Source organism: Klebsiella pasteurii, assembly GCF_018139045.1.
Classification (GTDB): domain Bacteria; phylum Pseudomonadota; class Gammaproteobacteria; order Enterobacterales; family Enterobacteriaceae; genus Klebsiella; species Klebsiella grimontii.
Genome location: NZ_CP073236.1, coordinates 3767568 through 3780673, shown reverse-complemented (window position 1 = coordinate 3780673; position 13106 = coordinate 3767568). Strand labels below are relative to the sequence as shown.

Sequence of the window (13106 nt, the reverse complement as noted above, 5' to 3'; positions counted from 1 at the left end):
CCACTTCATCCTTCAGGCTGCCTTTTTGCCGGCGACGCCCCGAAAGGTTTTTGTCTAACGCCGGGCTTATTGACGCCCTGAGTGGCCGAAGCCGCCTTCGCCGCGATCGGTGGCGTCAAAATCTTCCACCAGGTTAAATTCCGCCTGCACAACAGGCACAAACACCATTTGCGCGATGCGCTCGCCGGGTTCGATGATGAAGCTCTGCTGGCTGCGGTTCCAGACGGAAACCATCAGCTGGCCCTGATAGTCAGAATCAATCAGACCGACCAGGTTACCCAGTACGACACCGTGCTTATGGCCCAGCCCGGAGCGTGGGAGAATGACTGCGGCCAGAGAAGGATCGGCAATATGAATCGCCAGTCCGGTTGGCACGAGGGTGGTTGCGCCGGGAGCCAGCTCTACGGCGTCATCGAGACAGGCTCGCAGGTCAAGTCCGGCGGAGCCGGAGGTGGCATAGGTCGGCAGCGGAAATTGCTGACCAACGCGCGGGTCCAGAATCTTAACGTCGATTTTTTTCATCATAACGGGTAACGATCTCGTCGAGTAATAATTGGCCCAGGAGTTCCTTGCGCTCAAGTGGTAAGCGCTTATCTCCCTCCTGCCAGAAAAGGTGTAATGCATTGCTGTCGCTGTTAAATCCTTGATTTGGCTGTGAAACATCATTTGCGCAAATCAGATCAAGATTTTTGCGGGCTCGCTTTTGCCGTGCGTATTCTTCCACATTATTTGTTTCGGCGGCAAACCCAACGACGTAAGGGCGGTTGGCCTTAAGCGCAGCGACCCCTGCGACGATATCCGGATTTTTCACCATTTTCAGGGTTAATTCATCACCTTGTTTTTTAATTTTTTCTTCGGCGATGGCAACCGCGCGGTAGTCGGCGACTGCCGCACAGCCAATAAAAATCTGCTGTTGAGACGCGCTGTTTTGCACCGCGGCTTCCATTTCCAGCGCGGTGGTAACATCAATTCTGTGTACAAACGGCGGCGTAGGCAGCGAAACCGGGCCGCTCACCAGCGTGACGTTCGCCCCGCGGCGCGCGGCGGCGGCGGCAATCGCGAAGCCCATCTTACCAGAACTGTGGTTGGTGATATAACGCACCGGATCCAGCGGCTCCCGGGTGGGGCCCGCGGTAATCATGATGTTCAGATGTTGCAAATCTTTGACAGGAGAGAAATGCTGCGCGGCCATATCCACAATGGTCAGCGGGTCGAGCATCCGCCCTGGGCCAATATCGCCGCAGGCCTGGCTGCCGCTGTCCGGGCCCCAGACCAGCAGGCCGCGTGCGGCGATGACGCCAAGATTATGCTGGGTGGCGGCGGCGCGATACATCTGCTGGTTCATGGCGGGCAAGACGGCGACCGGCGACGGCGTAGCGAGACAGATCGTCGAGACGAGATCGTTGGCCATGCCTGCCGCGATGCGGGCGATTAAGTCGGCGGTGGCGGGGGCAAGAATGACCAGGTCAGCCCATTTCCCCAGCTCAATATGGCCCATTGCCGCTTCGGCGGCCGGGTCGAGCAGGCTGTCGGATACCGGATAACCGGATACCGCCTGTAAACTTAACGGTGTAATGAAGGCTTTTGCGGCTTCCGTCATGGCGACGCGGACATCCGCGCCGCGGTCACGCAAGCGGCGCACCAGTTCCGGCGTTTTATAGGCGGCAATGCCGCCGCTCACGCCAAGAACGATCTTTTTACCAGCCAGACTCATCATGATTTTTTCCTGTTGCGGTACACCAGAATTCGCGCATCTTATCACAATCCTCACGGCATCGTGTGCCTGGTAGAGATTCACTTTGCGAGGCGCCACGCAGGGACAAAACTTGCGTATCGGCGGCGCAAAAAGGCTGTGCCAGGATAGCGCGGAGTGGGAAGGAGAGGCCGCGATGGAAATACAAGAATCCCTGATGCCGAGGGAAAAGATGCAGCGCTACGGTATCGAAGTTTTGTCGGATATTGAGCTGTTGGCGCTATTTTTACGTACCGGTACCCGCACGCAGGATGTGATGACGTTTTCGCGCGAGTTGCTGCAGCGTTTTGGCTCGCTGTACGGCCTGTTATCGGCGGAGGAGTCGCAGTTTGCCGAGGTCGAAGGCATTGGCCTGGCGAAATATGCGCAGCTAAAAGGGATTGCTGAACTGGCGCGACGCTATTTTAGTCTGCGAATGACCGAAGAACCCTCGCTGGTTACCCCATCGATGACGCGGGAATTTCTGCAAAGTCAGTTAGCCGACGAAGAGCGCGAGATCTTCATGGTGATCTTTTTAGACAATCAGAACCGGGTATTGAAACATAGCCGACTTTTTTCTGGTACTCTTAGCCACGTTGAGGTGCATCCGCGAGAAATCGTACGCGAAGCCATCAAAGTGAACGCCGCCGCGGTGATCCTGGCACATAATCATCCATCCGGTAGTCCTGAGCCGAGCAAGGCCGACAGGTTGATTACCGAAAGAGTGATAAAATGTTGTCGATTCATGGATATACGTGTGCTTGATCACCTTGTAATCGGCCGCGGAGCGTACGTATCTTTTGCTGAACGCGGCTGGATTTAGCCCCGATCGCGCGATCCATCGGGATCTTTGTCTGTTCGGGACTTGAGCACATCGCCGAGTCAGCGTATACTACGCCACCTTTGAGAATCTCGGGTTTGGCATTTGGGCCTGGCAATCGAGAGTTCAATAGAACTATGCGATGACCGGGCTGTAAAGCCTGACGAGGCGCCAATACCCCATACGAAGCTCGAGCTAATTTGATTTTTGGAGAATAGACATGTCCCGAGTCTGCCAAGTTACTGGCAAGCGTCCGGTGACCGGTAACAACCGTTCCCACGCACTGAACGCGACTAAACGCCGTTTCCTGCCGAACCTGCACTCTCACCGTTTCTGGGTTGAGAGCGAGAAGCGTTTTGTCACCCTGCGCGTATCTGCTAAAGGTATGCGTGTTATTGATAAGAAAGGCATCGATACAGTTCTGTCCGAACTGCGTGCCCGTGGCGAAAAGTACTAAGTACTTAGAGGAAATAAGTCATGGCTAAAGGTATTCGTGAGAAAATCAAGCTGGTTTCTTCTGCTGGTACTGGTCACTTCTATACCACCACGAAGAACAAACGTACTAAGCCGGAAAAACTGGAACTGAAAAAGTTCGATCCAGTTGTCCGTCAGCACGTTTTATACAAAGAAGCTAAAATCAAATAATTTTAGATTCCTTGTAAAGAAAAACCCCGCCTCGGCGGGGTTTTTTGTTTCCATTTTATAGCCCTCCTTCAGTATTAATCAGTCGTCCATGTTTTCCTTTTCAATCATTAACTATATGAATGAAATGGTTTTTCTTGTCTTGAGTGCATGAGGTGTTTATTCTGCCGGTACAGAAAACCACCGACAGGGATTGTTATGGCATCTTTAATTCCGGATGTTTCATTTATTGATAATAGTGAACAGCGCACGCCTTTAATTTTGGTTCTCGATTGTTCCGGTAGTATGGACGGCCAACCTATGGCTCAGCTCAATCAGGGGCTTAAGCTCCTGGAAGAAGAGCTGAAGCAGGATGTCATCGCGGCTAAACGCGTCCGCCTGCTGGTGATTAAATACGGCGGTTATGATGAATGTGAACTGTATGGCGACTGGTGTGATGCGATGGACTTCACGGCTCCCGTACTTGAAGCCAATGGACTGACGCCAACCGGGCAGGCCGTTAGCCTGGCGCTGAGCGAAATCGAGGCAGAAAAACAGCGTCTGAAAGCAGCTGGTGTACCCTATACCCGGCCATGGCTGTTTTTGATGTCGGACGGCGAGCCTACGGACAACTGGCAAGCCGCGGCGCAGGAGTGTCGCGAAGCGCAGGCGGCAAACAAAGTCGCCGTATTCCCGATTAGCGTAGGAAAAGAAGCCACTGAATCAATGGGCCACTTCAGCCGTAGCGGCATTAACGGCGTGAAGCAGCTAAAAGGATTGCAGTTCCGCGAGCTGTTCCTCTGGCTGAGCGCCAGTATGCAGGTCGTTTCGCAGTCGACGCCGGGCGGTAAAGCACAGCTGCCGCCGACGGATAGCTGGTCAGAAATTTCGGTCTGATGCCATGAGCTGGCGCGTTTACGCTTCGTCGGTCATTGGCAGCAGCCACCGACAAAATAACCTTCCCTGTCAGGATGCTTTTTGCTATCGCAATTTGGGCGATCGTCTGGTGGCCGTCGTTTGTGACGGCGCAGGCTCCGCCGCGTATGGCGAACAGGGGGCGGCTTTGGTCAGCCGGGAGCTGGTTGAGGGGCTGGTAAAATTTACCGCCGTACCCGATGAAAATCAGCTGTCTACTCTGGTGGAGAGCGTGCGCAAGACCATTCTGAGCCAGGCGCAAGAGCGGGAACGCTCCGCAGGCGATTTTGCCTGTACTGTTGTGGCCGCGTGGCTCGGGGAGAGTGCCTCAGTGATGCTACATATCGGCGACGGTGTTGCAGCGTTGCATATTGATGCTGATGAGCACTTCTCTTTACCTGAGAACGGAGAATACGCTAACCAGACCTGGTTTCTTACCAGTCACGACTGGCGAGACCATTTACGTATCAGCCAGTTTGCTGGTCGCGCCACGCAGCTGGTGATGATGTCTGACGGCGTGCAGCCGTTCGCGCTAAACCGGCGCGGCGATGCGCTGTTCTCTCCTTTTATGGATCCTGTTTTGCGCTATTTACAGCAGGTCTCCGAGGCTAAAGGGAGCGAAGCGATATGCGCCACGCTTGACGATCCGCGCTCCTGGGCGATAACCGGTGATGACAAGACGCTTCTGGTAGCTCTGCGTCATGAAGCATAAAAAGGTTGCGACCTGCTATACCGAGCAGCGCCGCGCGGTACGTCTGGGGAAACTCATCAAGAGCGGCGGTGCGGGTAGCGTCTATTTCCTGGCGGATGACCCGGACCGCGTTGCCAAAATTTACCATCCCCATACCGATACCGGTTATTACCAGCGTAAGCTCGGCGCTATGCTGGCGCAGCGCCCGGAAATCCCTGCGCCGACAGAAGATGAGGCGATTGTTCAGCTGGCATGGCCTGATTATTTGCTTTTCGATGAGCGCAGGCGCGTCGTTGGTTTTGTTATGCCTGTTCTGGATACCCAGCGCACCATTGAGCTGGAGTACATTTTACAGGCGCGGCAGGCGAAGGCGCAGAATCTGCCGGAAGGCATCGGCGCAAAAGTGAGCCTGGCCTGTAACCTCGCAACCCTGGTATCCGCGCTGCACGCTCGGCAGCACCGGGTGATCGACATGAAGCCGATCAACCTGCGGTTTTATCGTGACAGCCTCTATATCGCGCTGCTGGACTGCGATGGCTTTAGCATCCAGGGCGTCGGTGAACGTTTCCCGGCCGGGCAGTTTACGGCGGATTACCTGGCGCCGGAGTTTCAGCGCATCGGGCAAGTACCCGGAGAACAGGAAGAGGCTCAGGATCGCTTTTCTCTGGCAGTCATTATTTTCCAACTGCTTAACCACGGTATCCATCCCTATAGCGGCCGTTCACAAACGGCGAAGGTGCCTGATGATTTATCAGGGCGTATTGCCGTGGGCTGCTACGCCTACGGCATTGATGCCGCAAACAGTATCTCTCCGGTACCGGCCAGCACTCACCATCTCTTGCCGCTCGAGCTACGTAAGCTGTTCGATCGCGCTTTTAGCGATTCAGCCTCCCGACGTCCTTCCGCCGATGAATGGGCGCAGGTGCTGCGTCCTTATGCGCTACGCAGCACGCAAAAAATTATTCTCTGTAGTCAGAAGCATCAGCATTTCGCCGGAATGCCGTGCCTGGTCTGCGCGCGTGAAAAACAGCTTACTGAGGGGGTAAAACAGGCGAAGCAGCATAAAAGGACGCAAACCATTCGCCCGCGTCCTGCGCCTGTAAAACGGCAGCCTCATGCGGCGTCAGCCGCCGCGGTTCCTCGGCAGCCAGCCGTGCCGGGGCCGTTAACGCTGCTGTGGCGCAATATTCGCGGCAAAGTCCCTTCGTTTGTATGGCATGGCGCCCTGGCTCTTATTAGTACGCTGGTGATGGCCATATTAGCGCGCAATTTTACCCAACTGAGCGGTCCCTGGCATGCCTGGTACGATAACGCGGCGTTAATCCTGATTTTTGTCTGGATAACCGTGATGGGGTTGCTGGCGATTTTTCGGAGTAAGCCATAAATGATTACGCCGAAGTTAAAATACCTGCTGGTTATCTTGTCTTTGATTGCGCTTTTTGTCGCGCCGAATATGGTGCTCTTTCTCTGGTCTGCACCCTTTATGTTGGTGGATAAGCTTTCGCTTTTACCTGCGGTGCTCAACGACCCCCAGCGTGTATATCTCTATGGCCTGTGGCTGGGGGGAATGCTCTATTTTTCCGCCCTGATGTGGGTGGCGGTTACCCGGCGTAATAAAGGTTATCTGGCAGCCGCCGTGGCGCAGGTTGTTTTTGTCGTGGGGATCACGTTATTCAATGTCCCCATCGGCGAGCAGAACCAGCGGCGCTGGCACAGTATGAATCAGCTGGAATCATCCGCCTGGCAGGGATTTCTCTATGATCGCCATGCCCGTTTTATTCAGATAACCTTGGGCGGAGAGCCGTTTAATCAGCATCAGATTATTGAGCAATTTCTCGCGCAGAAAAGACCGCTGGCGGAGCTGCCGCTTGGCTGGAGTGAAGAAGATGCCGCCGCTGCCGATGCGCTCTGGCAACAGGCATTGGGCTATCCTGAGCAAGAGGCAAAAGCCCTTCTGAAGATGGATGATTATTTGTCCTGGATGCCGGACCGTGGCGATCTGACGCTGGCTGCGGCCGTCCTGACGCTGACCACGGATGCCAATAAATCGCTGGCTGAAAGCGCGTTTCGTCGGGCAATCGCTATTGTGCCGGAAAACCCTGACGCCTGGCTGGGTTGGGCATTAGCGCTGATTCAGTCCCGGGATGATGAGCGGGTGCGAAATTCGCAGTTTCAGCCGCTTACGCAAAGCATCACCAGCGGATTATTGATGGCGGAGGGCCTGAAGGATAGCCCGCGCCAGCCTGCGCTACAGCAGCGGTTAGAGGAGTATATCGCGCAAATGCCGGCAGAAGATCGGCAAATCCTGCAAATTCTGCGGGCCAGAATGCAGAGCCGTTCCTGCGATTTGCCACTGGACAGCTATGCCTCGGAAAAGGGTGAGGCTGGTAAGGTACTGCCTTTATCGAAATCGATCCTGTTTAAACAAGGCCTTGTGCATAGCGTCAGCCCGGTTAACGAGCGCTTTCCCGGACACGTGAGTATTGAGGCCGAAAGATATGGAATCGCCAAAGAGACGTTGTCTCCGATGCTCTATCCGGCGATATATAAATTTATCAAGTCGGCGACGACGGTGCTCTCGGTGGATACTCACGTTAGCGGCGATCTGTTAAACGTGGTGGTTGAATGCAGTAGCGGCGTTCCAGAGTTTGATAAGGCTGCGCTGCACTACGCGCAGCAGTGGCGTTTTCACGCTAACCCGCAGGGAAGGCGTTTGCTGATACCAGTGACGTTTATCAGCGATCGTCTGCCTCCTGAGGAACACTATCGGGAGATGGAAACACGGGCGATGCGTATCGCCCGGCTGGCGGCCCGGCATAATAAAGCCGGGATGGAAACTGCCGCGCAAGAGATGACCGCGCAATTCACCCGGATGAAAGCGCTCTTTCCGCAGAAGAAGCTCAGCGCGGAAGAGGCGCGAAATTTGCAGCTCGTCTACTTCAAAAAGCGGGATAAAAGTACCAAAGGCCGAATGGAAGCCTTCACTGAAATGACCGAGGCGATGGAGGCCCTGGTTGATACGCATCCGTACTACGCGCCGCTATTGAAGGATCTGGCGCTGCGAAAGAGCTTTGCTTCTTTTGAAGAGAATCGGGCAACGTGGGCACAGCTGCTGGCGCTGGCTCCGGAAGACCCGCAGGTATGGATGGCCTGGGGTAGTCTGTGGGCCGAGCGTGACCCCGAGCTGTACATTGGTGCGATGATCTATTCCCTGTTGCTACAGCCCCTCGTCGCGGATACCGAGCAGAAATTAGCCGATATCAAAACTAAGCTGCTGATGCGGGTTGGCATGGGTGAACGTAATGCGATTCTTTCAGCAAAAGTGTACGCGGATTATGTCGATATCCTCGGGGAAAGAGCGAAAGGTGAAGATACCGCAAAGGCCGGAGACATCTTACCGGCGAGCAAAATGCTGGACCGTCATGAAACCATTGTTGCCGGTGACTTTCCGGTGAGTATGGCGGTTGATATCGATCGGAATGAGGTGTTAAACGCGCCTTTCTTCAACGTTGAATGGAAGACGCCGCAGGCGCAAGGAGACAAACGCGCTGAGCTGAGCGTTGATATTGATAAAAATGGCGCTCCGACGCTGGTGCTGGTGAGCAAAAGCAGCGAAGTGGAAGAGTATGATGCACGGGCGATCGATATGTTTTGGCGCTGGAAATTCAAGCCGCAGCCTGACGGCAGGAGAATAACTATCCGAGTGAATTTTCAGCACTAAACGCTTCGTTACCTCCTGAAAGAGGTAAAATAGGGGCGCCTGCTGTTTAAACATGAGAAAAATATGCCTGAATTACCTGAAGTAGAAACCAGTCGCCGCGGCATTGAGCCGCACCTGGTGGGAGCCACCATCCTGCACGCCGTTGTGCGCAACGGGCGTCTGCGCTGGCCCGTTTCTGAAGAGATCTATCGTCTGAGCGACGTTCCGGTGCTCAGCGTACGCCGCCGTGCTAAATATCTGCTGCTGGAGCTGCCCGACGGCTGGATTATCGTCCACCTCGGCATGTCCGGCAGCCTGCGTATCCTCAGCGAAGAGCTGCCCGCGGAAAAACACGATCACGTAGACCTGGTGATGAGTAACGGCAAGGTCCTGCGCTATACCGATCCGCGCCGCTTTGGCGCCTGGCTGTGGACTAAAGAGCTGCAAGGCCATCCGGTGCTGGCGCATCTGGGGCCGGAGCCGCTGAGCGATGAGTTCAACGCCGATTATCTGCAGGCGAAGTGCGCGAAGAAGAAAACCGCGATTAAGCCCTGGCTAATGGATAATAAGCTGGTGGTCGGGGTGGGCAATATCTACGCCAGCGAATCGCTCTTTTCGGCGGGCATTCATCCCGACAGGCTGGCTTCTTCTCTATCGCGAGAGGAGTGCGAGCAGCTGGTGAAAGTGATTAAGCTGGTCCTGCTGCGCTCCATCGAACAGGGCGGGACGACGCTGAAAGATTTCCTGCAAAGCGACGGTAAACCGGGCTACTTTGCCCAAGAGCTGCAGGTGTATGGCCGCAAGGGCGAGCCGTGCCGCATTTGCGGGACGCCGGTTATCGGCAGTAAGCACGCCCAGCGGGCGACGTTTTATTGCCGCCAGTGTCAGAAGTAAAGTGCGGGGGTTACCGTGAACCCGGCTCGCGCTGCGCTTAGCCGGGCTACAGGGCGGCAACGGAGATAGCCCCGCTAAGCGCAGCGCGAGCGGGGGAGTGCATGGGTAAAAAACTTTACTACAGCTTCTTCAGTAGCGCCTGGTGAACGTTTGCCGGCAGAAAGTGAGAGACATCGCCCTGGTGGCGCGCCACTTCTTTTACCAGCGAAGAGGAGATAAACGACCACTCTTTGCACGGCATCAGAAACACGCTCTCCAGCGTCGGCATCAAATGACGGTTCATATGCGCTAGCTGCATCTCATATTCAAAATCCGCCACCGCCCGCAGGCCGCGAATTAAAATATTCGCCTGCTGCGCGCGGGCGAAGTTGGCCATTAAATCGCTGAAGCCAATAACCTCAACGTTGACCAGATGCGCCGTTGCCTGGGTGGCCAGCGCGATGCGCTCGTCGAGAGTGAACATCGGCTTTTTGCTCGGGCTGGCGGCGATAGCCAGCAGCACTTTATCGAACATGCTGGCCGCGCGGGTGACGATATCGATATGGCCGTTGGTGATAGGGTCGAAGGTTCCCGGATAGATCGCTTTTGTGCTCATAATGACACTTTCTCCGAGTAGCCGCGGCTCAGGGCCCACAGCTCGGTGTATTTATTAAACGTATATTGCGCGTTGACCACCGCCAGCAGCCAACCTTGTTTCCCATCCAGAATGCCCCCGCGCAGCAGCAGCGTTTTAACAAAAGCGCCCAGCGTATGGCCGAAGATAGCGGCCAGCGAGGTCTTCTTCCCTCTTTGATGGCGCTCCTGCGCCCAGGCGGCGGCGTAGGCCAACTGCTTTTGCTGAAAGCCGGAAAAATCGCGGCAGGTCAGATGCAGCAGGTCGCCCGCGAGTTCGATAACCTGCGCGCCCTGGGCGTCGAGAGATTCGTGGACCAGATTATCGTTATAGCGGTAACGGTCGCGTTCGTACAGGCGCATCACGCGGTCGGGGTACCAGCCGCTGTGGCGCATAAAGCGGCCAAGGAAATAGTTGCGCCGGGCGATGCTGTATATCGCGCCGGTTTGCGGCGCGGCCAGCACGCTGCGGATGGACTGCTCAAGCTCCGGGGTCACGCGCTCGTCGGTATCGATCATCAGCACGTAGTCGCCGGTGGCGTAGGCCTGGGCGCGCTGGCGCTGAATGCCGTAGCCCTGCCAGTCGCGGTTGATATGTACCTGAACGCCCTGGCTGCGGGCGAGTTCGACGGTGTTGTCGTTGCTGCCGGAATCCAGCAGCACTATCTCATCGGCCCAGCTTACCGAGGCCAGACAATCAGGCAGCAGATCTGCCGCGTTTTTGGCGATCATCACGACCGAGAGGCGAGGCGACATCAGTGGCTCCGCTGCGGCAGGTAGGGTTGTAGTAACTGTAGCAGACGGGAGAGCGCGCCCTGGTTTTGGTGCAGAACTTCCACCGCGTGACGGCCGTACCACAGACGGTAATCTTCATCGGTTAGCAGGTTAGACACCTGCGTTACCAGCGAGTCGGCGTCGGTGACGGTAATCAGTCCATCGTCCTGCTGCAGCTTGGCGCAGATATCTTTGAAGTTGAACGTGTACGGACCCATCAGTACCGGTATCGCATGGGCGGCGGGCTCCAGCGGGTTATGGCCGCCGCGTTCTACCAGGCTGCCGCCGACAAACGCGAGGTCGGCAATACCGTACAGCAGCATCAGCTCGCCCATGGTATCGCCAATCACCACTTGGGTACTGTTCGATGGGATTTCGCCAGTGCTGCGCAGGGTGTAGCTCATTCCCGCTTTCTGCACCATCTCGCGGGCGTCGCTGAAGCGCTCCGGATGGCGAGGGACAAGGATCAGCAGCAGGTTGGGGAAACGCTCGAGCAGCTTTTTATGCGCCTGAAGAATAATTTGTTCTTCGCCGTCGTGGGTGCTGGTGGCAATCCACACCTGGCGGTGGGGCGCCCACTGGCGGCGTAGGGTGATGGCGCGAGCCGCCAGCTCCGGCGTGACCGAAATATCAAACTTCAGGCTGCCGGTGACCGCCAGTTGATTGCGTTTCAGGCCAAGGGCGATAAAGCGGCTAGCGTCTTCTTCGTTCTGCGCGGCGATAAGGGTAATGCGGCTTAGCAGCCGACGCATAAATTTCCCCAGTTTGGCATAGCCTTTCGCCGACCGTTCGGAGAGGCGGGCGTTGGCGATCACCAGCGGGATTTTACGCTTGTGCAGCGTGGCGACCATGTTCGGCCAGAGTTCGGTTTCCATGACGATAACCAGCTTCGGCTGAACGGTGTTGAAGAAGCGGTTCATCGCGCCGGGCAGATCGTAAGGCAGATAGACGTGATGCACGTCTTTGCCGAAAGCGGACATGGCGCGTTCAGAGCCGGTTGGCGTCATGGTGGTGACGGTGATTGGCAGATAGGGGTAACGGTGGCGTAGCGCGCGCACCAGCGGAATCGCCGCCAGGGTTTCGCCAACGGAAACGGAATGCAGCAGGATGCCACCCGGTTCTACCTTGTTCTGGCAGAAGCCATAACGTTCCTTCCAGCGTTTACGATAGGCAGGGGCCTTACGGCTGCGTAACAGCAGTCGCAGCCACACCAGCGGCTGAATGAGGTAAAGTAGGGCGGTATAAAGCAATTCCAAGCGATTTATCCGTATTTATGTTTTTGCGGGCAAATTCTAAGCATTTAACCCGCGTAAAGCTATCTCTTTGGCGGAAACTAAGGGATTCAGTATTAAGCCGCGTCGCGATAGCGCTTGATGCGCAGATAGCGGCGTCCAAGACGCCAGCGTAGACGGAACGTACGGGCGTTTTTCCAGATCAGGCGCCAGATGCCGCGGTCGAAAAACTCTTTAATGATAATATGCTTTTTTGACTCATCTTTCATGCTATCGAAGGTATGAATAATTCCCAGCCCCTCTTTGGCGATCTGCCAGCGGCAGGCGGAAATATCGCGAACCTTGTCCGGATAGCGCTGGTTGATGGCGTCCAGCATCTCCAGAATCTTCATGTAGTGGCGCGCTGAACGCATCAGCGTGTCGTCGTTGTCCGGCTTATGCGATACCGATTCCGAGTGAATATAGTAGTCGTAGAACTGTTCGCTGGTGTACTGCACGCGTTCTGCCGCCAGCAGCACTTCGGTGGTCCAGGGAATATCCTGATGGCGCAGGCCAGGCTCAAAATGGAAGTGGTGGCTGGCGATAAACTCGCGGCGGTAGATATTGAGCCAGGTGACATGCAGGAACTTACGAGAATCCAGCGCCTGCTTTAACCAGACGTGGCCGGGCAAAACGCCCGTCGACTGCAGCCGGTCCAGCGGAAAAATAGGATGGATATCTTTTTTCGTCTCGTAGACGTAGCGGCCGTTGCAGGTGGCGACGTCAAGATTGCCCTTTTCCGCCATCTCCAGAAGCGTACGGTACATGCCCGGGTAAAGCTTATCGTCGATATCCGGGAAGGTCAGGTACTTACCGGTCGCCGCGGCGAGGCCGGTATTGCGCGCCACCGACACGCCCTGGTTTTCCTGCTCCAGCACGAGCACGTTTTGCAGGCGCTCTTTCCACTGGTCGATAACCGCAAGGCTGCCGTCCGTCGACCCGTCGTTCACCAGGATCAGTTCATAGCTTTCCAGCTGCTGTTGCTCAAGGCACTCAAAGAATTGCGCAAGGAATTTTTCGCCGTTATAGACGGCGGCTACGATGCTTAGTAAAGGCGTTTGACTCATAACTCATTC

Annotated in this window: 14 protein-coding genes; 8 read left to right on the top strand and 6 right to left on the bottom strand. The window is 55.8% G+C overall.

The window, feature by feature from the left end; translation table 11 throughout:
• Positions 1 to 66 precede the first annotated feature (66 nt).
• Positions 67 to 525 (bottom strand): dUTP diphosphatase, encoded by a 459-nt coding sequence (dut, locus tag KCG39_RS17770; RefSeq protein ID WP_004126662.1) that lies wholly within the window; start codon positions 523 to 525, stop codon positions 67 to 69.
• Positions 503 to 1714, bottom strand: coding sequence for a bifunctional phosphopantothenoylcysteine decarboxylase/phosphopantothenate--cysteine ligase CoaBC (gene coaBC, locus KCG39_RS17765; protein ID WP_071988288.1), 1212 nt, complete (start codon positions 1712 to 1714; stop codon positions 503 to 505). Before coaBC ends, dut begins: the two co-directional genes overlap by 23 nt.
• A 175-nt stretch (positions 1715 to 1889) precedes the next feature.
• On the opposite strand from coaBC, the gene radC reads away from it, so the two are divergent.
• From radC to mutM, 8 genes are all read left to right on the top strand, one after another.
• Entirely contained in the window at positions 1890 to 2555 is a 666-nt protein-coding gene (gene radC / locus KCG39_RS17760; protein ID WP_004126657.1) for a RadC family protein, read from the top strand.
• A gap of 217 nt (positions 2556 to 2772) precedes the next feature.
• A complete protein-coding gene (gene rpmB, locus KCG39_RS17755; protein WP_002436699.1) occupies positions 2773 to 3009 on the top strand; it encodes a 50S ribosomal protein L28 in 237 nt (78 codons plus the stop codon).
• A 20-nt stretch (positions 3010 to 3029) separates the two neighbouring features.
• Positions 3030 to 3197: a 50S ribosomal protein L33 gene (gene rpmG, locus KCG39_RS17750; RefSeq protein WP_003024094.1), complete on the top strand. Its 168-nt coding sequence runs from the start codon at positions 3030 to 3032 to the stop codon at positions 3195 to 3197.
• 195 nt (positions 3198 to 3392) lie between these two features.
• Complete coding sequence (locus KCG39_RS17745) at positions 3393 to 4070, top strand: vWA domain-containing protein (RefSeq protein ID WP_004126649.1); 678 nt, start codon at positions 3393 to 3395, stop codon at positions 4068 to 4070.
• A gap of 4 nt (positions 4071 to 4074) precedes the next feature.
• A complete protein-coding gene (locus tag KCG39_RS17740) occupies positions 4075 to 4800 on the top strand; it encodes a PP2C family serine/threonine-protein phosphatase (protein WP_112166047.1) in 726 nt (241 codons plus the stop codon).
• Positions 4790 to 6163, top strand: a complete 1374-nt coding sequence (locus KCG39_RS17735) for a DNA-binding protein (protein ID WP_142468066.1) — start codon at positions 4790 to 4792, stop codon at positions 6161 to 6163. Before KCG39_RS17740 ends, KCG39_RS17735 begins: the two co-directional genes overlap by 11 nt.
• Positions 6164 to 8500, top strand: a complete 2337-nt coding sequence (locus KCG39_RS17730; protein WP_211811438.1) for a TonB family protein — start codon at positions 6164 to 6166, stop codon at positions 8498 to 8500.
• Positions 8501 to 8563: 63 nt separating this feature from the next.
• On the top strand, positions 8564 to 9373 hold the full coding sequence (gene mutM / locus KCG39_RS17725) for a bifunctional DNA-formamidopyrimidine glycosylase/DNA-(apurinic or apyrimidinic site) lyase (protein WP_049112648.1): 810 nt from the start codon (positions 8564 to 8566) through the stop codon (positions 9371 to 9373).
• A gap of 118 nt (positions 9374 to 9491) precedes the next feature.
• Here the strand turns inward: mutM and coaD are convergent, their stop codons facing one another.
• From coaD to KCG39_RS17705, 4 genes are all read right to left on the bottom strand, one after another.
• The gene (gene coaD, locus KCG39_RS17720) at positions 9492 to 9968 is read right to left on the bottom strand and encodes a pantetheine-phosphate adenylyltransferase (RefSeq protein WP_004106901.1); all 477 of its coding nucleotides are present in this window, start codon (positions 9966 to 9968) and stop codon (positions 9492 to 9494) included.
• A complete protein-coding gene (locus KCG39_RS17715; RefSeq protein WP_087828413.1) occupies positions 9965 to 10741 on the bottom strand; it encodes a glycosyltransferase family 2 protein in 777 nt (258 codons plus the stop codon). Before KCG39_RS17715 ends, coaD begins: the two co-directional genes overlap by 4 nt.
• Positions 10741 to 12015: a lipid IV(A) 3-deoxy-D-manno-octulosonic acid transferase gene (gene waaA / locus KCG39_RS17710; protein WP_004126633.1), complete on the bottom strand. Its 1275-nt coding sequence runs from the start codon at positions 12013 to 12015 to the stop codon at positions 10741 to 10743. Before waaA ends, KCG39_RS17715 begins: the two co-directional genes overlap by 1 nt.
• Positions 12016 to 12107: 92 nt before the next feature.
• Complete coding sequence (locus KCG39_RS17705) at positions 12108 to 13097, bottom strand: glycosyltransferase (protein WP_004126630.1); 990 nt, start codon at positions 13095 to 13097, stop codon at positions 12108 to 12110.
• Positions 13098 to 13106 lie beyond the last annotated feature (9 nt).

What these genes read in the sequence shown, in the direction of transcription:
- dut (WP_004126662.1), bottom strand. Translation starts at nt 525, where the DNA reads ATGATGAAAAAAATCGACGTTAAGATTCTGGACCCGCGCGTTGGTCAG.
- coaBC (WP_071988288.1), bottom strand. Translation starts at nt 1,714, where the DNA reads ATGAGTCTGGCTGGTAAAAAGATCGTTCTTGGCGTGAGCGGCGGCATT.
- radC (WP_004126657.1), top strand. Translation starts at nt 1,890, where the DNA reads ATGGAAATACAAGAATCCCTGATGCCGAGGGAAAAGATGCAGCGCTAC.
- rpmB (WP_002436699.1), top strand. Translation starts at nt 2,773, where the DNA reads ATGTCCCGAGTCTGCCAAGTTACTGGCAAGCGTCCGGTGACCGGTAAC.
- rpmG (WP_003024094.1), top strand. Translation starts at nt 3,030, where the DNA reads ATGGCTAAAGGTATTCGTGAGAAAATCAAGCTGGTTTCTTCTGCTGGT.
- KCG39_RS17745 (WP_004126649.1), top strand. Translation starts at nt 3,393, where the DNA reads ATGGCATCTTTAATTCCGGATGTTTCATTTATTGATAATAGTGAACAG.
- KCG39_RS17740 (WP_112166047.1), top strand. Translation starts at nt 4,075, where the DNA reads ATGAGCTGGCGCGTTTACGCTTCGTCGGTCATTGGCAGCAGCCACCGA.
- KCG39_RS17735 (WP_142468066.1), top strand. Translation starts at nt 4,790, where the DNA reads ATGAAGCATAAAAAGGTTGCGACCTGCTATACCGAGCAGCGCCGCGCG.
- KCG39_RS17730 (WP_211811438.1), top strand. Translation starts at nt 6,164, where the DNA reads ATGATTACGCCGAAGTTAAAATACCTGCTGGTTATCTTGTCTTTGATT.
- mutM (WP_049112648.1), top strand. Translation starts at nt 8,564, where the DNA reads ATGCCTGAATTACCTGAAGTAGAAACCAGTCGCCGCGGCATTGAGCCG.
- coaD (WP_004106901.1), bottom strand. Translation starts at nt 9,968, where the DNA reads ATGAGCACAAAAGCGATCTATCCGGGAACCTTCGACCCTATCACCAAC.
- KCG39_RS17715 (WP_087828413.1), bottom strand. Translation starts at nt 10,741, where the DNA reads ATGTCGCCTCGCCTCTCGGTCGTGATGATCGCCAAAAACGCGGCAGAT.
- KCG39_RS17705 (WP_004126630.1), bottom strand. Translation starts at nt 13,097, where the DNA reads ATGAGTCAAACGCCTTTACTAAGCATCGTAGCCGCCGTCTATAACGGC.